General features: G+C 69.0%; 18 protein-coding genes and 1 pseudogene. 10 read left to right on the top strand and 9 right to left on the bottom strand.

What is annotated here, in order from left to right; translation table 11 throughout:
- Positions 1-9: 9 nt before the first annotated feature.
- Both cydB and ABTX60_RS14450 read right to left on the bottom strand, forming a co-directional pair.
- Positions 10-1,014, bottom strand: coding sequence for a cytochrome d ubiquinol oxidase subunit II (cydB, locus tag ABTX60_RS14455; protein ID WP_352097379.1), 1,005 nt, complete (start codon positions 1,012-1,014; stop codon positions 10-12).
- 20 nt (positions 1,015-1,034) lie between these two features.
- Positions 1,035-2,543, bottom strand: coding sequence for a cytochrome ubiquinol oxidase subunit I (locus tag ABTX60_RS14450; protein WP_352097378.1), 1,509 nt, complete (start codon positions 2,541-2,543; stop codon positions 1,035-1,037).
- A gap of 148 nt (positions 2,544-2,691) precedes the next feature.
- Here ABTX60_RS14450 and ABTX60_RS14445 point away from each other — a divergent pair.
- Positions 2,692-2,943: pseudogene (locus tag ABTX60_RS14445) on the top strand (cyclophilin-like fold protein); the annotation flags it as partial.
- Positions 2,944-3,003: 60 nt separating this feature from the next.
- Here the strand turns inward: ABTX60_RS14445 and hisC are convergent.
- Positions 3,004-4,083, bottom strand: a complete 1,080-nt coding sequence (gene hisC / locus ABTX60_RS14440; protein WP_352097377.1) for a histidinol-phosphate transaminase — start codon at positions 4,081-4,083, stop codon at positions 3,004-3,006.
- Between the two features lie 431 nt (positions 4,084-4,514).
- Here hisC and ABTX60_RS14435 point away from each other — a divergent pair, with 431 nt between their 5' ends.
- The 3 genes from ABTX60_RS14435 (at position 4,515) to ABTX60_RS14425 (ending at position 8,042) form a co-directional block, all read left to right on the top strand.
- Positions 4,515-5,627, top strand: coding sequence for a LacI family DNA-binding transcriptional regulator (locus tag ABTX60_RS14435; protein ID WP_352097376.1), 1,113 nt, complete (start codon positions 4,515-4,517; stop codon positions 5,625-5,627).
- Positions 5,628-5,903: 276 nt separating this feature from the next.
- Complete coding sequence (locus ABTX60_RS14430; RefSeq protein ID WP_352097375.1) at positions 5,904-6,992, top strand: metallophosphoesterase; 1,089 nt, start codon at positions 5,904-5,906, stop codon at positions 6,990-6,992.
- A 183-nt stretch (positions 6,993-7,175) separates the two neighbouring features.
- A complete protein-coding gene (locus tag ABTX60_RS14425; protein ID WP_352097374.1) occupies positions 7,176-8,042 on the top strand; it encodes a hypothetical protein in 867 nt (288 codons plus the stop codon).
- A gap of 200 nt (positions 8,043-8,242) precedes the next feature.
- Here ABTX60_RS14425 and thiC read toward each other — a convergent pair whose 3' ends face one another.
- Positions 8,243-10,027, bottom strand: coding sequence for a phosphomethylpyrimidine synthase ThiC (gene thiC / locus ABTX60_RS14420; RefSeq protein ID WP_352097373.1), 1,785 nt, complete (start codon positions 10,025-10,027; stop codon positions 8,243-8,245).
- 254 nt (positions 10,028-10,281) lie between these two features.
- Between thiC and ABTX60_RS14415 the strand changes: the two genes are divergently transcribed.
- Positions 10,282-12,009, top strand: a complete 1,728-nt coding sequence (locus ABTX60_RS14415; RefSeq protein ID WP_352097372.1) for a YibE/F family protein — start codon at positions 10,282-10,284, stop codon at positions 12,007-12,009.
- A 124-nt stretch (positions 12,010-12,133) separates the two neighbouring features.
- On the opposite strand, the gene ABTX60_RS14410 is transcribed toward ABTX60_RS14415, so the two are convergent.
- The 4 genes from ABTX60_RS14410 to ABTX60_RS14395 form a co-directional block, all read right to left on the bottom strand.
- Positions 12,134-12,568 carry an SsgA family sporulation/cell division regulator gene (locus ABTX60_RS14410; RefSeq protein ID WP_033309865.1) on the bottom strand — a complete coding sequence of 145 codons (435 nt, stop codon included), beginning with the start codon at positions 12,566-12,568 and terminating at the stop codon, positions 12,134-12,136.
- 98 nt (positions 12,569-12,666) lie between these two features.
- Positions 12,667-13,404, bottom strand: coding sequence for an IclR family transcriptional regulator (locus ABTX60_RS14405; RefSeq protein ID WP_352097573.1), 738 nt, complete (start codon positions 13,402-13,404; stop codon positions 12,667-12,669).
- Between the two features lie 318 nt (positions 13,405-13,722).
- Positions 13,723-13,935 (bottom strand): DUF5326 family protein, encoded by a 213-nt coding sequence (locus ABTX60_RS14400; protein ID WP_020271174.1) that lies wholly within the window; start codon positions 13,933-13,935, stop codon positions 13,723-13,725.
- A gap of 163 nt (positions 13,936-14,098) precedes the next feature.
- Complete coding sequence (locus ABTX60_RS14395) at positions 14,099-14,416, bottom strand: cupin domain-containing protein (RefSeq protein ID WP_053670113.1); 318 nt, start codon at positions 14,414-14,416, stop codon at positions 14,099-14,101.
- Between the two features lie 60 nt (positions 14,417-14,476).
- On the opposite strand from ABTX60_RS14395, the gene ABTX60_RS14390 reads away from it, so the two are divergent.
- The 5 genes from ABTX60_RS14390 to ABTX60_RS14370 all read left to right on the top strand — a co-directional run bounded on the left by ABTX60_RS14390 (position 14,477) and on the right by ABTX60_RS14370 (position 18,272).
- Positions 14,477-14,854, top strand: a complete 378-nt coding sequence (locus ABTX60_RS14390) for a phage holin family protein (RefSeq protein ID WP_352097371.1) — start codon at positions 14,477-14,479, stop codon at positions 14,852-14,854.
- A 6-nt stretch (positions 14,855-14,860) separates the two neighbouring features.
- A complete protein-coding gene (locus tag ABTX60_RS14385) occupies positions 14,861-15,352 on the top strand; it encodes a low molecular weight protein-tyrosine-phosphatase (RefSeq protein WP_352097370.1) in 492 nt (163 codons plus the stop codon).
- Positions 15,349-16,560, top strand: coding sequence for a cystathionine gamma-lyase (locus ABTX60_RS14380; protein ID WP_352097369.1), 1,212 nt, complete (start codon positions 15,349-15,351; stop codon positions 16,558-16,560). The genes ABTX60_RS14385 and ABTX60_RS14380 overlap by 4 nt, the downstream gene beginning before the upstream one ends.
- A gap of 195 nt (positions 16,561-16,755) precedes the next feature.
- Positions 16,756-17,658, top strand: coding sequence for a LysR family transcriptional regulator (locus ABTX60_RS14375; RefSeq protein WP_352097368.1), 903 nt, complete (start codon positions 16,756-16,758; stop codon positions 17,656-17,658).
- 131 nt (positions 17,659-17,789) lie between these two features.
- Positions 17,790-18,272, top strand: coding sequence for an NUDIX domain-containing protein (locus ABTX60_RS14370; RefSeq protein ID WP_104779096.1), 483 nt, complete (start codon positions 17,790-17,792; stop codon positions 18,270-18,272).
- A 9-nt stretch (positions 18,273-18,281) separates the two neighbouring features.
- On the opposite strand, the gene ABTX60_RS14365 is transcribed toward ABTX60_RS14370, so the two are convergent.
- A complete protein-coding gene (locus tag ABTX60_RS14365) occupies positions 18,282-19,985 on the bottom strand; it encodes a globin domain-containing protein (RefSeq protein ID WP_352097367.1) in 1,704 nt (567 codons plus the stop codon).
- Positions 19,986-20,323 lie beyond the last annotated feature (338 nt).

Here is a 20,323-nt window from a genome sequence, read left to right as displayed (position 1 = left end):
AAACACACCTCAGTGCGCGGTCTCGGCGATGTGCTGTGTACCGATCCGCTTGCGGAACACCCAGTACGTCCAGCCCTGGTAGAGCAGGACGACCGGAGTGGCGATCCCGGCACACCAGGTCATGATCTTCAGTGTGTACGGGCTGGACGAGGCATTGGTGACCGTGAGGCTCCAGTCCGGGTTCAGCGTCGACGGCATGACGTTCGGGAAGAGCGTCAGGAACAGCATCGCCACCGTGGCCACGATGGTGAGCCCCGACAGCGCGAACGCCCAGCCCTCACGCCCGGCCCGGGCCGCGACGAGAGCCACGAGGAGCGACGCCACGGCCATGACCATCGCCACGAGCGACGGGCCGTCTCCCCGGTCGGACTGCGTCCACAGCAGGAAGGCGAGCGCCAGCAGGGCGGTCACCGCGCCGACGCGCAGGGCCAGCTTCCGCGCCCGCTCCCGGATCTCTCCGACCGTCTTGAGCCCGACGAACACCGTTCCGTGGAAGGTGAACAGCGACAGCGTGACCAGGCCGCCGAGCAGCGCGTACGGGTTGAGCAGGTCCAGGACGCCACCGGCGTAGTTGAAGTCCTGGTCGATCTTGACGCCCCGCACGATGTTGCCGAAGGCCACACCCCACAGGAACGCGGGCAGCAGCGAGGACCAGAAGATCGCCGTCTCCCAGTTGCGCTGCCAGTTCTCCTCGGGACGCTTCACGCGGTACTCGAAGGCCACACCCCGGACGATCAGGCAGACCAGGATGAGCAGCAGGGGCAGGTAGAAGCCGGAGAAGAGCGTGGCGTACCACTCGGGGAAGGCGGCGAAGGTCGCGCCGCCCGCCGAGAGCAGCCATACCTCGTTGCCGTCCCAGACGGGGCCGATGGTGTTGATCAGCACCCGCTTCTCGGGCCGGTTCCGGGCGAGCAGCTTCGTGAGCACGCCGACCCCGAAGTCGAAGCCCTCCAGGAAGAAGTAGCCGGTCCACAGGACGGCGATCAGGACGAACCAGACGTCGTGCAGTTCCATGACTGTGCAGCTCCCTCGGCCTAGTACGAGAAGGCCATCGGCTTGTCGGCGTCACGGGAGTCGCCGCCGATCTTCGTGGGCGGGTTGAGGTCGGCCTCGGTGAGCTCCGGCGGTCCCGCCTTGACGTACTTGGCCAGCAGCTTGACCTCGACGACGGCGAGGATCGCGTACAGCGTGGTGAAGACGACCATCGACGTGATGACCTCGGCCTGCGAGACGCCGGGGGAGACCGCGTCACGCGTCTGGAACAGGCCGTAGACGACCCACGGCTGGCGGCCCATCTCGGTGAAGATCCAGCCCCACGAACTGGCGATCAGCGGGAAGCCCAGGGTGAGGATCGCGATGCGCCAGTACCACTTGGTGAGTGTCGGGCCGAGCGCCTTCTTCGGCAGCAGGACGAGATGCGGCACCTCGTCGTCGCCCACCCTCAGGTGCTGCGGAAGCATGAACTTCTTACGGGTCAGCCACAGCCCGGCCAGACCGATGGCGAACGACGTCATGCCGAAGCCGATCATCCACCGGAAGCCCCAGTAGGCGACGGGGATGTTGGGCCGGTAGTCGCCGGGGCCGTACTTCTCCTGCTCGGCCTTGTTGACGTCGTTGATGCCGGGCACGTACGAGCTGAAGTCGTCCTTCGCGAGGAAGGACAGCAGGCCGGGTATCTCGATGGCGACCTTGTTGTGGCCCTTGTCGACGTCGCCGACGGCGAAGACCGAGAAGGGGGCCGGCTTCTCGCCGTCCCACAGCGCCTCGGCCGCGGCCATCTTCATCGGCTGCTGCTGGTACATGATCTTGCCGAGCACGTCACCGCTGATCGCGGTGAGGAGGCCGCCGATGACCACGGTGACCAGGCCCAGCCGAAGCGAGGTCTTCATCACCGGTACGTGCTTCTTGCGGACCAGGTGGAAGGCGGCGATGCCGACCATGAAGGCGCCCCCGGTCAGGAACGCCGCGGTGAGCGTGTGGAAGACCTGGGCGAGCGCGGTGTTCTGGGTCAGCACGAGCCAGAAGTCGGTGAGCTCGGCCCGGCCCTTCGCCTCGTTGATCCGGTAGCCGACCGGGTGCTGCATCCAGGAGTTGGCCGCGAGGATGAAGTAGGCCGACAGGATCGTGCCGATGGAGACCATCCATATACAGGCCAGATGGATCTTCTTCGGCAGCTTGTCCCAGCCGAAGATCCACAGTCCGATGAAGGTGGACTCGAAGAAGAACGCGATCAGTGCCTCGAAGGCGAGCGGCGCACCGAAGACGTCACCGACGAAGCGCGAGTAGTCGGACCAGTTCATGCCGAACTGGAACTCCTGCACGATGCCGGTGACCACACCCATCGCGATGTTGATCAGGAAAAGCTTGCCCCAGAACTTGGTCGCCTGGAGGTACTTCTCCTTCTCGGTCCGCACCCACGCCGTCTGCAGACCAGCCGTCAGCGCGGCCAGGGAGATAGTCAGGGGGACGAACAGAAAGTGGTAGACGGTGGTGATTCCGAACTGCCATCGCGCCAGGGTCTCCGGCGCCAAAGCCAGGTCCACGTCGCCGCTCCTTACCTACGCTTGTGAAAGCGTTCACATTCACAAGCCATTATGCAGCACGCACTTTCGAACGACTTGAGGGGGTCCCTGTCTCTCCCGTCACAGTCGAGCTCTTGGCCGGGCTTCAACATATTGTTGAATCGATGGCATGCAGACACCGCCATCGCTACAGATACGGATCTCCTGGCCCGCGGGCCATCTCACCGCCTCACTCGACGACACCCCGACCAGCCAGGCTCTCGTCAAGGCACTGCCGCTGGTCTCCACGGCCCGTACCTGGGGCGCGGAGGTGTACTTCGACACGGGGGTGTCGGTTTCACGTGAAACGGGCGCCCAACAGGTCGTCGAGCCGGGCACCGTCGCCTTCTGGACCGACGGCGATGCCCTCGCTCTCCCGTATGACTCCTGACCAGGCTCCAGGAGAGACACCGCTCCTCGAAGCCTGCCGGCGTACGAAGCCTTACTGCTCCTTGCGGAACCCTTCCGACACCTTCAGGAAGATGTCGTTCGCCTCGGCCTCCCCGACCGTCACCCGCACACCCTCGCCCGGGAACGGCCGGATCACCACACCCGCCTGCTCGCAGGCCTGCGCGAACGACACCGTACGCTCCCCCAACCGCAGCCACACGAAGTTGGCCTGGGTCTCGGGCACCGTCCAGCCCTGCGAGCGCAGTCCGTCGACCACGCGCGTGCGCTCGCACACCAGCGAGCCGACCCGGCCGAACAGTTCGTCCTCGGCCCGCAGTGAGGCGATCGCCGCCTCCTGGGCGAGCTGGCTCACGCCGAACGGCACCGCCGTCTTGCGCAGCGCCGCGGCCACCGGCTCATGAGCGATGGCGAAACCGACGCGCAGGCCGGCGAGGCCGTACGCCTTGGAGAAGGTGCGCAGGACACAGACGTTGGGCCGGTTCCGGTAGATCTCCACGCCGTCCGGCACCTCGGGGTCGCGGATGAACTCGCGGTACGCCTCGTCAAGGACCACCAGCACATCGCGCGGCACCCGGTCGAGGAAACGCTCCAGCTCCGCTCGCCGCACCACCGTGCCGGTCGGGTTGTTGGGGTTGCAGACGAAGATCAGCCGGGTTCGCTCGGTGATCGCGTCGGCCATCGCGTCGAGGTCGTGCACATCCCCGGGCGTCAGCGGCACCTGTACCGACGTAGCGCCGCTGATCTGCGTGATGATCGGGTACGCCTCGAAGGACCGCCAGGCGTAGATCACCTCGTCACCGGGGCCCGATGTGGCCTGGATCAACTGCTGGGCGACACCGACCGAGCCGGTGCCGGTGGCCAGGTGGGAGAGCGGGACCCCGAACCGCTCGGACAGTTCGTTCATCAGCGCCGTACAGGCCATGTCCGGGTAGCGGTTGAAGTTGCAGGCCGCCGCCGTCACGGACTCCATCACGCCCGGCAGCGGCGGATAGGGGTTCTCGTTGGAGGACAGCTTGTAGGCCACCGGACCACCTGCCGCGGCGGGCTTGCCCGGCTTGTAGGTGGGGATCCCCTCCAGCTCGGCGCGCAGCTTGGGGCTCGTCTCGCTCACCGCAGTCCTCCTCGTGAAGACCGGCGGCCCATGACCGCCGCCGACATCCAATACTCCTTACCTTATGAGGATTCGGCGCCGCTGCGTATAGCCACGACCGACCGGCCGGCCCCGTCCTCCCCTGTCTCACCGGCATCTGGGGCATCACCGCCCCAAGGCGTACGAATATGGGGGCGCGCTGCACATATATCTATGCGCCGGTGGTGCACGCCGTGGCGCGCATCCCCCGTGCAGGTGAGTTGAGACCTCTTCGCAACCTGGGCCAGTTGGCAGGCCCGTGCGTGCCGACACAACACGTACTGCCAAGAAAGCGCTCAACACCCATGGCTTCCAAGGCCGTTGGGGTTAAATGATCATGCAGAAACGTGCCTGTCAACGCGTGCATATGCGTCCGCACTACCCCACGGCATGAGCCCTACTATCGGCTCGCCATGACAGCAGCAGGGAAGCACCAGGTGAGCCGCGCGGAAACCTCACGGCGAGGCAGTCGACCGGGTCGGGCAGGCATCAGAGACGTGGCCGCCGCAGCCGGAGTCTCCATCACGACCGTCTCCGACGCCCTCAACGGCAAGGGGCGGCTCCCGGACGCCACCCGGCGCCATGTCCGGGAGGTCGCCGACCGCCTGGGCTACCGGCCCTCGGCCGCCGCCCGGACCCTCCGCACCGGCAAGTCGGGCCTCATCGGCCTGACCGTGACCACGTACGGGGATGAACCTTTCACCTTCACGGAGTTCGCGTACTTCGCCGAGATGGCGCGGGCCGCCACCTCCGCCGCACTCGCCCGCGGCTACGCGCTCGTCATCCTGCCCGCGACCTCCCGCCACGACGTGTGGTCGAACGTCGCCCTGGACGGCACGGTCGTCATCGACCCCTCCGATCAGGACCCGGTCGTCAGCGAGCTGGTCCGGCAGGGGCTGCCGGTGGTCTCCGACGGCCGCCCGGCCGGTGCGCTGCCGGTGACGGCCTGGGTCGACAACGACCACGAAGCCGCCGTCCTCGGCATCCTCGACCACCTGGCCGCCGCCGGCGCCCGCCGCATCGGCCTGCTGACCGGCACGTCGACGGACACCTACACCCACCTGTCGACCACCGCCTACCTGCGCTGGTGCGAGCGCGTCGGCCAGGATCCGGTGTACGAGGCCTACCCGGCGCACGATCCGTGCGCGGGCGCCGTCGCCGCCGACCGGCTCCTCGCCCGGCCCGACCGGCCCGACGCGGTCTACGGACTGTTCGATCCGAACGGCACCGACCTGCTCGCCGCCGCCCGCCGCTACGGCCTGCGCGTCCCCGACGACCTGCTGCTGGTCTGCTGCAGCGAGTCCACGGTGTACGCCAACACCGAGCCGCCCATCACCACGCTCTCCCTGAAACCGCGCCGCATCGGCACCGCGGTGGTGCAGCTCCTCATCGACGCCATCGAAGGAGTGGAAGCCGACCACCCGGTGGAGCAGGTGATGCCGACGGAGCTGATCGTGCGCACCTCGTCCCAGCGACGCCCGCCGCGCACGACGGTCAGCCCGCCGCGCTCACCCGAGGACACGTAGCTCCGGCACGGGTAAGGGGAAGGATGCCCTCCTGGGGAGAAACAGGGCCGGTCCCCCGGAGAGAAGGGATCGTTCTCGCGAAGAGAAGAAGAGCACGGGCGGTCACACCGTGGTCAAAGCCTGGCGCAATCGGGGCGAAAGCCGCAGTGAACTGGACTCTTGCTCTGATTCACCACCCCTGGGTCATCACATGGCGCGATCCGCATTCCTATGATGGGCCCACGACACCCGCGGGCCGCTACGACCAGGCAGTCCGATGCGGTGCAATGCGGCGCGATGGTGGAGGGGTCGATGACTCAGGGGGCCGGTCAGGGACCCGAGGTGGAGCGGACGGCGACGTTGCGCGACTTCCGGGTGCCCGCGTACGTCCACGAGGCCGGTCCGTACGTCCACAACGTCCACCCCGGTGAGGTCGCTCCGCCGCCCGAGGAGACCTACCCCGAGGGATACACGCCGACCCAGCGCGACCTTCCCGTCATCAACCGGGGTGACACTGTTCAGGTGACCGTGGATCCCGAGACCGCCGCCCCGCAGTCCACCACCGGGCAGGGCCCGCTGTACGTCGTGGGTGACGTGCACGGCTACCTCGACCAGCTGGTGTCGGCCCTCCAGGAGAAGGGCCTGCTCGACGCCGCCGGCAACTGGTGCGCGGGCACCGCCCGGCTGTGGTTCCTCGGCGACTTCACCGACCGCGGCCCGGACGGCATCGGCGTCATCGACCTGGTGATGCGGCTGTCCGCCGAGGCCGCCGCGGCCGGCGGCTACTGCAAGGCGCTCATGGGCAACCACGAACTGCTGCTGCTGGGTGCGAAGCGGTTCGGCGACACCCCCGTCAACTCCGGCGCGGGCACCGCCACCTTCCAGGCGGCCTGGCTGCTCAACGGCGGCCAGAAGACCGACATGGACCGCCTCCAGGACCACCACCTGCAGTGGATGTCCCGCCTGGACGCCGTCGAGGAGGTCGACGGCCACCTGCTCGTGCACTCCGACACCACCGCCTATCTCGACTACGGCCGCTCCATCGAAGAGGTCAACGACACCGTCCGCGAAACGATCACCCGCAACGACGCGGACGAGGTCTGGGACCTGTTCCGCAAGTTCACCAAGCGGTTCTCCTTCCGCGACGAGGGCGGCGCGGACGCCGTGCGCTCCCTGCTCGATACGTACGGAGGCACCCGCATCGTTCACGGGCACAGCCCGATCCCCTATCTGCTGGGCGAGGTCGGCTCCGAGGACGACGAGGACAACCGCGACCCCGTGATCGAGGGACCGCACGTCTACGCCGACGGACTCGCCATCGCGATGGACGGCGGCGTGACCATGGCCGGAAAGCTGCTGGTCCAGCAACTGCCGCTGGACACGTGAACGTTCACCGGGCAGGCGTCCCCGGTCGGAGAACCGGGCCGGTGAGGGGTCAATTTCGGTAAACCCCCTGTCACCGCATACCGTCACCGCTCTACCATCGGCTTATCCGTAGCAGGCTCCCCTCCGTTTCTGCCCGACGGCTCGTCAGCATGCCGAGTCCCAAGCCCTACGGAGCATCGGGGGATGCACATGAACAGCGTTCCGCAGCACCTGCTGAGCGAGGACCGCCAGGAATACGAGCGGATCCTCGATGAGGCGCTGCGCTCCGCACCACACCGTCCGGAACTGGCCGCTGTCGGACAGCGGCTCAACCCCGAACAGCTGCGCACCATGGCGCTGAGCGCCACCGCGCTCATCACGGCGGCCGCCTCGACCGAGTACCAGCACTACGTCAAGGTCCGCGACGAACTGCGTCAGCCGGCGTCGGCCGGCTCATCGGCCGTGCGCGGGTCCAGCTCCTCCGAGCCGGGCACGGGTGCGTCGGGGCTCGCCGCCACCGTGGGAGGGGTCGCCGAGACCACCGGCGCGGGCGCCGTCGCCGTCGTCGCCGTCCTCGCACCCGTCCTGGCCGGTACCGCCGCGGCGATCTTCCTGCTCGTCGGCTACATCCTGCGGATGCTCGACCCCGAGCAGGGGTTCGCCCGGACCATGCTCACCACGGGCTGGGTGTTCGGCGCCGTGACCGCGGTCGCGATCCTCGTCGCCGCGGTGGGGCTGCTGCTCACCGCTCTGCGCAACAAGCCCACGGCCGAGGGCGGGCCGCACGGCGAACTGCAGGGCGAGGTGGCCCAGGCCAAGGAGGCCTGGCACGAGGCCCTGCTGGAACGCGGCATCCTGCCTTTCCTGCGGGAGGCGCTCGCCGACCCCGGCGCGGCCGCCGCGCTGCACCCCACGCCCTCGTCCACTCCGGTCAGCCGCATGCCGCACCTCGGCTACGACCGCCCGGGGTTCACCAGCCCGGACGACGGCGACCGCGGCTCACGCCCCAGTTTCAGCAGCCCGGACTACACCAGCCCGGACTTCGGAGGACCGGAGCACCAACCGGACTAGCCGTCGGAGCTGCCCGGACTCACCGCCCTCCACGGGCGGCGAGGCCCCGGGCGACCCCGCGCACGGCACGTCCCGCAGGCCGAGGCCGGTCGGCCCCGGACCTGAGTGGGCGCGGGGCCGCCGGGCCGGGCCCGCCGTGTGCGGGGGCACCGCGGCGGGAGCCGGTGACCCGCCCCTTGACCCCAGCGAGTGCGCGGCGGTCAGTCCGCGATGGGCAGGTACACGCGGTTCCCGCTCGCCGCGAACTCCTTCGACTTCAGGGCCATGCCCTCCTCGACCTCGGCCCGTGTGCCGCCGTGTTCCCGGCGGATGTCCTGCGAGATCTTCATGCTGCAGAACTTCGGGCCGCACATCGAGCAGAAGTGAGCCGTCTTGGCGGGTTCCGCCGGCAGGGTCTCGTCGTGGAACTCCCGTGCCGTGTCCGGGTCGAGGGCCAGGTTGAACTGGTCCTCCCACCGGAACTCGAAACGAGCGTCCGACAGCGCGTCGTCCCACTCCTGCGCACCCGGGTGCCCCTTGGCGAGGTCGGCTGCGTGGGCGGCGATCTTGTAGGTGATGACGCCGGTCTTGACGTCGTCACGGTTCGGCAGGCCCAGGTGCTCCTTGGGTGTGACGTAGCACAGCATCGCCGTGCCCCACCAGGCGATCATCGCGGCGCCGATGCCGGAGGTGATGTGGTCGTACGCAGGGGCGACGTCCGTGGTCAGCGGGCCGAGCGTATAGAACGGAGCTTCATCGCAGATCTCCTGCTGAAGGTCGATGTTCTCCTTGATCTTGTGCATCGGGACGTGGCCCGGGCCCTCGATCATGGTCTGAACGTTGAAACGCTTCGCGATCCGGTTGAGTTCCCCGAGCGTGCGCAACTCCGCGAACTGCGCCTCGTCGTTGGCGTCCGCGATCGACCCGGGCCTGAGGCCGTCTCCGAGCGAGTACGTGACGTCGTACGCGGCGAGGATCTCGCAGAGCTCCTCGAAGTTCTCGTACAGGAACGACTCCTTGTGGTGCGCGAGGCACCAGGCCGCCATGATCGAGCCGCCGCGGGAGACGATGCCGGTCTTGCGGTTCGCCGTCAGCGGCACGTACGGCAGGCGCACACCCGCGTGGACCGTCATGTAGTCCACGCCCTGCTCGGCCTGCTCGATGACCGTGTCCTTGTAGATCTCCCAGGTCAGCTCCTCGGCCCGGCCGTCCACCTTCTCCAGGGCCTGGTAGAGCGGGACGGTGCCGATGGGCACGGGGGAGTTGCGCAGCACCCACTCGCGCGTGGTGTGGATGTTGCGGCCGGTGGACAGGTCCATGACCGTGTCGGCGCCCCAGCGGGTCGCCCAGGTCATCTTCTCGACCTCCTCCTCGATGGAAGAGGTCACCGCCGAGTTGCCGATGTTGGCGTTGACCTTCACCAGGAATCGCTTGCCGATGATCATTGGCTCGATCTCGGGGTGGTTGACGTTGGCCGGCAGCACGGCTCGGCCTGCGGCGATCTCGTCGCGGACCACCTCGGGTGAGACGTTCTCCCGGATGGCCACGTACTCCATCTCGGGTGTGATCTCGCCGCGGCGGGCGTACGCGAGTTGGGTGACCGCCTCTCCGCCCCTACCGCGACGCGGCTGGCGGGGCCGGCCGGGGAAGACCGCGTCCAGGTTGCGAAGACCGCCGCGGGGCGAGGTGTGCTTGATGCCGTCGTCCTCGGGACGGACGGGGCGGCCCGCGTACTCCTCGGTGTCGCCGCGGGCGATGATCCAGTTCTCGCGCAACGGTGACAAACCCCTGCGGACGTCGGTGTCGACGAGTGGATCGGTGTAGGGGCCCGACGTGTCGTACAGCGTGACCGCCTGGCCGTTGGTGAGGTGCACCTGGCGAACCGGCACGCGCAGGTCGGGGCGGGTGCCCTCGATGTACGCCTTGTGCCAGCCGATGGACTTCCCGGCCTCCGCGGACGTCTCGTCCTGGACGGAGGCAGGCGTGCGTGCGTCCTTGTCGGTCATGAGACCTACTCCCTACGCCGGCATTACCCGGTAACAGGTTCGGCGGTCGACGCAGCGGTTTCCGTCCGGCGATGCTTCGTGTGAAACATCACTCGACTCCGGCGATGTTTCATGTGAAACATCGCTGGGACGGAGGTCAGCGCCCTCTCAGCCCGGTGCTCCGAGCTCCCGCGTGTACAAAAGGTGCCCCCACGCTAGCGGCAATTCTGGCGCGGTGAACAGAGGGCCCCCCTCGTTCTTGCGATGATCGGGCGGTGACCACGACGCAGCGTCCCTCCTTCCCCCCGCCCGAGCCGCCCCGCGGATCCGGCGCCGGAAACGGCAACGGCCGTGGTGACGGCCATGATTTCGCCGCCGGGGCCGGGCAGGGACCGGCCAGGAGGCAAAGGCCTCCCCGGGGGCGGGGCCCTGAGCTCGGGTACGGGCAGGACGCGGGGTTCGGCCCTGAAGAGCGCGGTGAGTTCGGGCCGGGCTCCGGCGGCGGCCGGGGCGCCGGTTCCCCGGGCGGTCATGCCGGCCACAGTGGTCCCCTCGGTGGGCCGGGCCCCGGGCGGGGCACTGGTGGTGGGTACGGATCAGGGCCCGCCGGAGGTGGCGGCCATGGTCATGGCGGAGACGACGGGCACGGCCCCGGCCAGGGCGGGGGCGAGGGGCACGGCCATGGCCACGGGTCCGGCGCGGGCGGCGGGCACGGGCACTCCCACAGTCATGGTCCGGCCACGCCGGTCTCCCGGCATCTGCGCAAGGTCATCGCGGCGATCCTTATCCCGTTCGCCACTGCCGTGCTGATCGGTCTCGCCGTGTTGTGGCCGGGCGGTGCTCCGGCGCACGAGCGCACCGGCGTCGGTTTCGACCGGCAGACGCAGGACGCCACCGTCACCAAGGTGGTCGAGGTGAGCTGCCAGGAGGCCGGTGCTTCGGGCGTACCACCGACCGGCGACACTTCCACCGCCGAGGGCTCCTCCGCGGTGCAGGAGGAGAAGGGGACCTGCAAGCGGGCGACGATCCGGGTCGACACCGGCGACGACAAGGGCCGTACGTTCACCGAGATCGTCCAGCCCGACCAGTCGCGCCAGCTGCACGAGGGCCAGAAGGTCGTGGTCGCCTACGAGCCCTCGGCCCCGAAGGACCTGCAGTACTCGGTCACCGACATCAACCGCCGTCTGCCCATGGCTCTGCTCGCGGGTATCTTCGCCGTCGCCGTGGTGATCGTCGGGCGGATGCGAGGGGTCATGGCGCTGGTCGCCCTGGCCATCAGCTTCATGGTGCTGAACTTCTTCATCCTGCCCGCGATCCTTCAGGGCTCCAACCCGCTGGTCGTGGCGGTGGTCGGCGCGAGCGCCATTATGCTCATCGCCCTGTACCTGTGTCACGGCCTGTCCGCCCGGACATCCGTGGCGGTGCTCGGCACCCTCATCTCACTGCTGCTGATCGGCGTCCTTGGCTCGGTGTTCATCGACTGGGCCGCCCTGACCGGGAACACCGACGACAACACCGGGTTGATCCACGGCCTCTACCCGACGATCGACATGAGCGGCCTGCTGCTGGCCGGCGTCATCATCGGTTCGCTCGGCGTACTCGACGACGTCACGGTCACGCAGACCTCGGCGGTCTGGGAGCTGCACGAGGCCAACCCGTCGATGGGCTGGCGGGGGCTCTACCGCGCCGGCATCCGGATCGGCCGCGACCACATCGCCTCGGTCGTCAACACACTCGTCCTCGCCTACGCGGGTGCCGCGTTGCCTCTGCTGCTGCTGTTCTCCATCGCTCAGAGCAGTGTGGGGACGGTCGCCAACAGCGAGCTGGTCGCCGAGGAGATCGTGCGCACGCTGGTCGGTTCGATCGGCCTGGTCGCCTCGGTGCCGGTCACCACCGCCCTGGCGGCGCTGGTGGTCGCGGCCGACCGCCCCGGAACGGAATCCGCCCCGGAGGCCTCCGCGGTCCCGGCACGCGGAGGGAGGGGCAGGCGCCGCAAGCGCTGACGTCTGAGAGCCCGAGGCGTCTCGCCCGGGAGGAAGATCGTAGGACGATCGCAGGAAGAAGCGTTCCTGCGCAGCTCGGCGGCGTCCGGTGAAGCGTTACTCCACCGTGCCGCCGGACCATGTCTCAGCCGGCGCCCTGCTCGGCGAGGATGCGGTCCAGTGCCTCGTCAAGGTGCGCGTCGAAGTCGGCGAGGGAGCCCTCCTGGCCCAGGGGCACCAGCTTGTCCGTACGGTCGAGAAAAGCGACGAGCGGTGCCGTCGACGAACGGAACAACGCCTGGTCGCTGCCCACCTGAAGCCGGATCAACACCTCGCCCAGCGCGTCGGGTTCGACGGGCGTGACGCGCACATCGCCCTCCCCGCACGGCCGGCCGACCCCGTCGATCAGCAACTCCCGTCCGAAAGCCCACGTCACCGGGGCGTCACCCGGCAAATGGAACGTCAGCCGGACGGCATAGGGATCACTTGACTCATAGCGCAGCTCCACCGGAATGCGGAAGGAGAGCTCCTCGGACACGAGAAAGCTCATCATGACCTCTGCTTGTACGGACTCGCGCATCGATAACCCCGTCAATCGCCGTTACTGGCCGGGAACAAACCTCTGACACTTGGTGGAATCTTGCTGAACGTACACAGCAGATCACAAGGAGTGAGTTTTCACATACTGATAGAGAGCGCGAGTGAACCGAGCAGCCGCCCCATCTCTGCCTGCAACTGCCGGGCCGCGGGCAGCAACCGCTCGGCCTGGTGTGCGGGGAGTGAGATGGCCATCGTCGCTGCCGTGGTCCCGAGGGTGAGGGGGATCGCGGCGCAGACCGCGCCCAGGGCGTACTCCTGGCGCTCGGTCACCGGCTCCATCCGCCGGATCCGCTCCAGACGCCTGAGCAGGCTGTGGTTGTCGCGCACCGTGTAGGGCGTGAGGGCCTGCACCGGGTAGCGGTCGAGGTGGTCACGGCGGGTCTCCTCGTCCAGTTGGGACAGCAGGCACTGGCCGATGGCGTGCGCGTGCCCGGTCTCCCGGAAGTCGGCCCATTCCTCGACCGCCGGGTTGACGGGGGTGTCGGAGACGCACATGACCTCGATCTCGCCCTCGCGGTAGACCGCGTAATAGACGGGCACGCCCAGGGCGTCCCGCCAGTGCGCCAGGGCGTCGACGATCGTGCTGCGACGTTTCTGCCGCGCCCCGCTGCTGCTCAGCCGCTCGGCCGCCTCACCGAGGAAGAACAGGCCCTTGTCCCGGCGTAGATAGCCCTCGTGCACGAGCGTGCGCAGCAGGTGGTAGGTCGTGGGCAGCGCCAGCCCGGTCTCACGGGCCAGTTGCTTGGCCGGGGCACCGTACTCGTGCGCGGCGACGGTCTCCAGCAGGCGCATGGCGCGCTGCACGGATCCGATCAGGGTCGGCGGAGCGGGTACGGCAGCGGGATGGGGTGGTCCAGGGGGCGCCACCGAGCGGGGTTGCGCGGGGACGGCGCCGAGGTGGACGGGTGCGGTGTCAGCCGGGACCAAGGGGCTCTCCCGAAGCGCGAGGGGGCCGACCCGTGCGGAAAAACACGGGTGGGGGTGAATGCCGCTCGCGGGGAAGTCCCCGCGTCGAGTTCCGGACTCTATTCGCCTGCCACCGCGTGCAGACGGCCCCGCCGGGAAACTTCCCCCGCCCGAGGGAACCGGTGATTCCAGGCGTGTCCCGCTACCCCCACCGGTTCCCCACCGGTCTCACCAGTCGCTGCGCGACGAGGAGCTCGACGTGAACTTGCGTACGACGTAGATCAGTCCGCCGACCAGGGCCACGAAGACCAGCACCTTGAAGAGCAGTCCGATGACGAAACCGACCACACTGGCGATCAGCCCGCCGAACACGACCAGGGCGATGACCGGCACCGCGATCCACTTCACCCACCACGGCAGTCCCGTGAAGATCTCTCGCATCGCCCTCGTCCTTACCTCTCCGCCCGCTCGAGTGCCGGGTCCTGTCGGTCTTTCGGATCTCTGATGTCCTGCACTCGATGCTAGGTCCGGGAGGGGTCGAACGGGTGCCTCGCATCCCTTGTCCTCCCCTGACCGATCCCCTAGGGAACCCCGAGACGTCGCGTCAGCTCTCGGGCGGAGAGAAGACCACCAGCACCCTCAGGTCCTCGGTGATGTGGTGGAACTTGTGGGCGACGCCCGCCGGCACGTAGATCACGCTGCCGCGCGCCACTTGGGTCGTCTCCAGGCCGACAGTGATCGCGGCCCGGCCGCTCACAATGAAGTAGACCTCGTCCTGATTGTGCGGCTTCTGTGGATCCTGTTCGCCCGCGTCGAGGGCGTACAAGCCGACCGACATGTTCTGCTCCCGCAGAAACTGCAGGTAGGCGCCCTCGTTGGCGGCGCGCTCCGCCTCCAGTTCGTCCAGCCGGAATGCTTTCATCGCCTTGTCCGCCCCTGCCTCTTGTGCCCGTGTCCGATCAGGTCTGCCACGATCAGACACATGATGAATTTCCTAGTCAAGACGATCGCGAACGCGGGCGCCCTGGCGGTCGCCGTATGGCTGCTCGACAAGATCACCCTGACCGGTGACAACACGGGCAAGGAGTTCGCCACCCTGATCATCGTGGCGCTGCTCTTCGGCCTGGTGAACTTCCTGGTCAAGCCGGTGGTCAAGCTCCTCAGCCTGCCGTTGCTGATACTCACCCTCGGCCTGTTCACGCTGGTCGTCAACGCGCTGATGCTGCTGCTCACCTCGTGGCTGGCCGACAAGCTCGACCTGAGCTTCCACGTGGACGGCTTCTGGACGGCCGTCGTGGGTGGCCTGATCATCTCGGTCGTCTCCTGGGCGCTGCACGTCATCCTTCCCGACGGGGACTGAGCGGACATGACGTACCGGGTCTGCTTCGTCTGCACGGGCAACATCTGCCGCTCGCCGATGGCCGAGATCGTGTTCCGCGCGCGGGTGGCCGAGGCGGGTCTCGACGACCTGGTGGAGGTCGACAGCGCCGGTACGGGCGGCTGGCACGAGGGGAACGGCGCCGATCCGCGCACCGTGGCCGTCCTGGAGGACAACGGATACCCGGGCGGGCACACGGCCCGGCAGTTCCAGTCGTCGTGGTTCTCCCACCTCGACCTCGTGATCGCCCTCGACTCCGGCCATCTCGGGGCCCTGCGCCGCCTCGCACCCACCGAGCAGGACGCGGGGAAGGTACGGCTGCTCCGCTCGTACGATCCCGCCGCCGGCGACGACCTCGACGTACCGGACCCCTACTACGGGGGAATGGACGGTTTCGAGGAGTGCCTTGAGATGGTGGAGGCGGCGGGCGCCGGTCTGCTCGCCGCGGTGCGCGAGAACGTGGAGGGACAGGCGGCATGAATGATTCCGCGACGGGTGCCGGGGGTGGCGGGGCGGATGCCGCGGGTGCCGTGGGCGAGGTGACGGGACTCGCGGGCCCGGCCGCCGGCGCCGGTGACGGCACGCGTGCGGTGCGGGCCGGGCTGCCCGAGCCGGTCAAGCACGAGCCCACCCTGCCCGGCCCGGTGTTCGCGGCCCACTTCCACCTCCCCGGCGACCCGACGGGTCCCTACACCTACGGCCGCGACGAGAACCCGACGTGGACGCTGCTGGAACGCGCCGTCGGCGAACTCGAGGCGCCCGGCAGGGACGGCGCGCAGACGCTCGTCTTCGCCTCGGGCATGGCGGCGATCTCGGCGGTGCTCTTCTCCCAGCTGCGCACGGGCGACGTATGTGTCCTGCCCGACGACGGTTATCAGGCACTGCCGCTGGTCCGCGCTCAGCTGGAGGCGTATGGCATCGAGGTGCGCACGGCGCCCACCGGCGGGGACGCCCAGCTCGACGTCCTCGACGGTGCGAGGCTGCTGTGGATCGAGACCCCTTCCAATCCCGGGCTCGACGTGTGTGACATCAGGCAGCTCGCCGAGGCGGCACACGCGCGTGGTGCCCTGGTGGCCGTCGACAACACCCTCGCGACACCGCTCGGTCAGCGTCCGCTGGAGTTCGGCGCCGATTTCACGGTGGCCAGCGGCACCAAGCAGCTCACCGGTCACGGCGATGTCCTCCTGGGCTATGTCGTCGGCCGGGACGCCGAGGCCATGGCTGCCGTGCGCCGCTGGCGCAAGATCGCCGGTGCGATTCCCGGGCCCATGGAGGCCTGGCTCGCACATCGTTCGATCGCGACGCTCCAGATGCGGGTCGACCGGCAGAGCGCCACGGCCCTGGCCGTCGCGAATGCGCTGCGCGAGCGGCCCGAGGTGGCAGGGCTGCGCTACCCCGGACTGCCCGACGACCCCTCCCACGAGGTCGCCGCGCGGCAGATGCGGCGCTTCGGCTGCGTCGTGTCGTTCACGTTGCCCACCCGCTTGCGTGCCGACCGGTTCCTCGAAGCGCTGCGACTCGTGGACGACGCGACGAGCTTCGGCGGGGTGCGGTCCACGGCCGAACGCCGCGGACGCTGGGGCGGAGACGCGGTGCCGGAGGGCTTCATCCGGCTGTCGGTGGGCGCCGAGGATCCCGAGGACCTGGTGGCGGATCTGCTGCGTGCGCTGGACGAGTCGGCCGCCTGACCTCCCCCACGGGCGGTCCGAGCCTCCCCCCTCGTGGCTCGGACCGCCCTCCGGTTCCGCGCGCAAGAACCGCGTGACCAAGGCTAGTTGACTCTCTGTCAGTGTCCAATCACAGTAGCGACAGAGACCTATCGACTTATTTATAGTTGGGCACCGGCCGGGGCAGGGAGCAAGGGCCGAAGAGGGGAGTGTGCGGTGGATCTGGCCTTGCTGCGGACCTTCGTGACCGTGCACCGGGCCGGTTCATTCACCCGCGCCGCCGCCCTGCTCGGCCTCTCCCAGCCCGCTGTCACCTCGCAGATACGGACGCTGGAGCGGCAGCTGGGCCGCCCCTTGTTCCTGCGGCAGGCCCGTGGCGTGACCCCGACGAGCATCGGCGACGAACTCGCCCACAAGGCCGCACCTCATCTCGACGCCCTGGTGGAGATCACCGAGACCGGCCTCGACGACGACTCGTCCTTACGGACCCTGCACCTCGCGGGTCCTCCGGAGTTCACCGCCGAACGAGCCCTGCCCGCCCTCACGGAACTGACCGGCGAGGACGGCCAGGGCTTCGCCTTGCGCGCCTCCTTCGGGACCGCCGAGGAAACGCTGGAAGGGCTTTCCGCCGGGCATCACGATCTGGCCATCAGCACGGCTCAGCCACGCGGCGCCCTGCTCACGGCGACTGCGCTCTGCGACGAGGAGCACGTTCTGGTCGCCGCCCCGCGCTGGTCCGAGCAGATCGGGACAGGGCGGCCCGACCGCCCGGAACCGGCCCTTGAGAAGGTGCCCGTGGTGGAGGTGCACGAGTCGCTGCCGTTCGTCTCCCGCTACTGGGCCTCCGTCTTCGACGCGCACCCGGCCGCCCCGGGCACCGTGATCGTCCCCGACCTCCGTGCGGTCCTGGCCTGCGCGGTGGCGGGCGCCGGCCTTGCGGTGCTGCCCCGCTATCTGTGCGCGGCGGCGCTGGAGCGGGGCGATGTCGTCGCGCTGCACGAGCCGGCGGTGCCGCCGCTGCGGACGTACTTCCTGGTGGTCCGGACCGGGACGCTCGCGATGCCCCATATAGCGAGGGCCCACGACTGGTTGCTGCGGTCCTCGGCCGACTGGTGCTGAGGCGCTCGGAGACGCGTTCCGGGTTGCACCGAGGTGAAGGGTGGGCGCTCGGGGCCAGGCCTCACTCTGGGAGCTCGACCGGTGACGTTTCGCGATGTTTCACGTGGAACCAGCCGGGCCACATTTCACTCATGACCGTCCGACCCGTGGTCAAGCGCACCGCCCGCGCCGTTCTGCTGGACGGTGCCGACCTGATCCTGATCAAGCGCACCAAGCCGGGTGTGGATCCCTACTGGCTCACCCCCGGCGGCGGGGTCGAGCCCAGTGACTCGACCGTCGTCGATGCCTTGCACCGCGAGGTGTACGAGGAACTCGGCGCGAAGATCTCCGATGTGGTGCCCTGCTTCGTGGACACCATGGAGCACATCGGAGAGGACGGCGGCGCGACCGGGGTGAAGGTGCAGCACTTCTTCGTCTGCCGTCTGGAGTCCATGGACCCCTCCCTGCGCCACGGCCCGGAGGTGGACCAGCCGGTCGGCGAGTACGAGATCGTGCGCGTGCCCTTCACCCGGGTCGGAATCGCTTCCGTTCATCTCGTGCCGCTGTCGCTGCGGCACTACCTGGACGGCAACATCGAGGGCGTCCTAGCCATGCACGCACCCGACCTGGGCTGAGAAGCCTGATCAGCTTCCGGCCGCGACGAGCTCCTCCACGGAGTCGTGCCGTATGCGGTCCGAGGGGATACCGATGTCGCGCAGGGCGTCCACACCGCTGCGGATCATTCCGGGCGGGCCCGAGAGATAGGCGTCGAATTCGTCCCACGGCCCGTAGGTACGTATGGCGTCCGGCAGCTGCAGATGCGCCTGCTGGTCGATGATCGCGCGGACCGAGAGCCAGGGGTGGGTCTGCTGGAGGCGGAGCATGGTGTCGATGTCGTACAGGTCGTGATCCGTGCGGGCGCCGTAGAAGACCTCGACCGACCGGCGGTCCCCGTGCTCGGCGACATCCTCGACCAGGGCCTTGATGGGCGCTATGCCTGTGCCGCCGCCCAGGCAGAGCAGGCCGTTGTCGGTGGTGTGGTCGACGGTCATGGAACCCGCCGGCGGGCCGAGCCGGATGATGTCGCCGGGGCGGGCACGGTGCACCAGGGCGTTGGAGACCCAGCCGGCCGGTACGGCCTTGACGTGGAACGACAGCAGACCGTCGGACCGGGGGGCCGACGCGAAGGAGTAGTGGCGCCAGATCCGCGGCCACCAAGGAGTCTCCACGCTCGTGTACTGCCCGGCGAGGAACGGGTACGGCTGGTCGGGGCGGACGGTGACCACCGCGACGTCCGGCGTCCTCAGGTCGTGCGTGACGATCTCGGCGTACCACCAGGCCGGGGCGCGTAGTTCGTCCGCGGCCGCTGCGTCGATCATGACCTGGGAGATCGTGGTGTAGGCCCGGATCCAGGCCGCCTCCGTCGCCGCGTTCCACACACCGGCGGCGTACTTGCTCAGCGCGCCGATGAGGCACTCGCCGACGGCGGGGTAGTGCTCGGGCCGGGTCCCGTACTTGCGGTGGCCCCGGCCGAGTTTTTGCAGGTAGTCGACGAGGACGTCCTGGTTGTCGATGTGCTCGGCGGCTGTGAGCAGCGCTCTGAGCAGCCGGTCCCGCTGGGTGTCCATCGCGGCGGGGAACAGCGACCGCAGGTCGGGGTGGCGGACGAAGAGCAGGGCGTAGAAGTACGACGTGACCTTGTCGGCCACGGGCGCGACCTCGGCCATGGTGCGGCGGATGAGGAGGGCGTCAGGGGAGCCCTCTTCGGCCGGTGCGCTTTCGGCCTGGCTCGAGGGTGGCACCGGTGCGTGTTCCTGAGCGGGGACCCGCCGTTCGGACGGAGTGCTGGGCGCGGCAACGGTGGAGGCGAAGGGCGTCGGGGTGAGCGCCGTGGGCGCGGGGCCCGGCGACGGGACGGTGGTGGGACCGGAAGCAGCGGCGGGGGACGAAGCATGTCCTGCGGCCGGAGGGGCGAGGGACGGAGCATGTCCTGCGGCCGGAGGGGCGAGGGACGGAGCATGTCCTGCGGCCGGAGGGGCGGGCGCGGATATCGCGTCCGGATGTTCACGCGCTTGGTCGGGCCCACCGGTGCGGGGGCTGCCGGATGTAGAGCCGGGGGGCCGGGGTGTGGCGTCGGCCGGTGCTTCCGAGCCGGCCCCGGGCCTGCCTACCGGCCGTATCGTGGCCGGTCGACGCCCTTCCGCCGTGCTGTCCGGTGTCCCGGCGTCGGTGTCCGGTGCCGGCGTCGAGTTCTTGCGGGGCGTGAACCAATCGCCCCCGCCGCCAGAAGTGCCGTTGTCGGCCGACGTGGTGGTCGGAGCGTCCATGGTGTGCCTCGCCTCGAGCATCTTTCGGTCGGTCTGCGCACTTCCGAAGTCGGAAGGTGCCTGCTTCCCCCGTGGACGGTCTGCGTTCCCATCCCTGTCGCGGCCAATGCGGCCACATTCAACCCGCATTCCGGCTCCGTACGGACAAGTAAGGCGAGAGTGTGACATTGGCCGCAGTGACTCTCGTCGAGCTTCCCACTCGCCTGGCCGCTTCCAGCGCATACCCCGAAACGCGGGTCTTCGATCCCTCCGTCCCGTTAGGCTGCATTGCCCTGCACTGACCCAAACGGCACGGGGCATCCTGTCCCGGATGCGAACCGGACTCGACCCTACCGGCCACTGCCGTGCACACAAGTCCC

The sequence above is a fragment of the Streptomyces sp. NPDC126510 genome, from assembly GCF_040302345.1.
In the GTDB taxonomy this organism is placed as follows: Bacteria; Actinomycetota; Actinomycetes; order Streptomycetales; family Streptomycetaceae; genus Streptomyces.
Note: the sequence above shows the minus strand (reverse complement) of the source record. Positions and strands in the feature narration are given on the sequence as shown.

Excerpts from the sequence above, each read along its gene's own strand:
- ABTX60_RS14400 (WP_020271174.1), bottom strand. The coding sequence starts at position 13,935 with ATGCGAGAGATCTTCACGGGACTGCCGTGGTGGGTGAAGTGGATCGCG.
- ABTX60_RS14425 (WP_352097374.1), top strand. The coding sequence starts at position 7,176 with ATGCACATGAACAGCGTTCCGCAGCACCTGCTGAGCGAGGACCGCCAG.
- thiC (WP_352097373.1), bottom strand. The coding sequence starts at position 10,027 with ATGACCGACAAGGACGCACGCACGCCTGCCTCCGTCCAGGACGAGACG.
- ABTX60_RS14410 (WP_033309865.1), bottom strand. The coding sequence starts at position 12,568 with ATGCGCGAGTCCGTACAAGCAGAGGTCATGATGAGCTTTCTCGTGTCC.
- ABTX60_RS14385 (WP_352097370.1), top strand. The coding sequence starts at position 14,861 with ATGACGTACCGGGTCTGCTTCGTCTGCACGGGCAACATCTGCCGCTCG.
- ABTX60_RS14435 (WP_352097376.1), top strand. The coding sequence starts at position 4,515 with ATGACAGCAGCAGGGAAGCACCAGGTGAGCCGCGCGGAAACCTCACGG.
- ABTX60_RS14430 (WP_352097375.1), top strand. The coding sequence starts at position 5,904 with ATGGTGGAGGGGTCGATGACTCAGGGGGCCGGTCAGGGACCCGAGGTG.
- ABTX60_RS14380 (WP_352097369.1), top strand. The coding sequence starts at position 15,349 with ATGAATGATTCCGCGACGGGTGCCGGGGGTGGCGGGGCGGATGCCGCG.
- ABTX60_RS14370 (WP_104779096.1), top strand. The coding sequence starts at position 17,790 with ATGACCGTCCGACCCGTGGTCAAGCGCACCGCCCGCGCCGTTCTGCTG.
- ABTX60_RS14390 (WP_352097371.1), top strand. The coding sequence starts at position 14,477 with ATGATGAATTTCCTAGTCAAGACGATCGCGAACGCGGGCGCCCTGGCG.
- cydB (WP_352097379.1), bottom strand. The coding sequence starts at position 1,014 with ATGGAACTGCACGACGTCTGGTTCGTCCTGATCGCCGTCCTGTGGACC.
- ABTX60_RS14365 (WP_352097367.1), bottom strand. The coding sequence starts at position 19,985 with ATGCTCGAGGCGAGGCACACCATGGACGCTCCGACCACCACGTCGGCC.
- ABTX60_RS14395 (WP_053670113.1), bottom strand. The coding sequence starts at position 14,416 with ATGAAAGCATTCCGGCTGGACGAACTGGAGGCGGAGCGCGCCGCCAAC.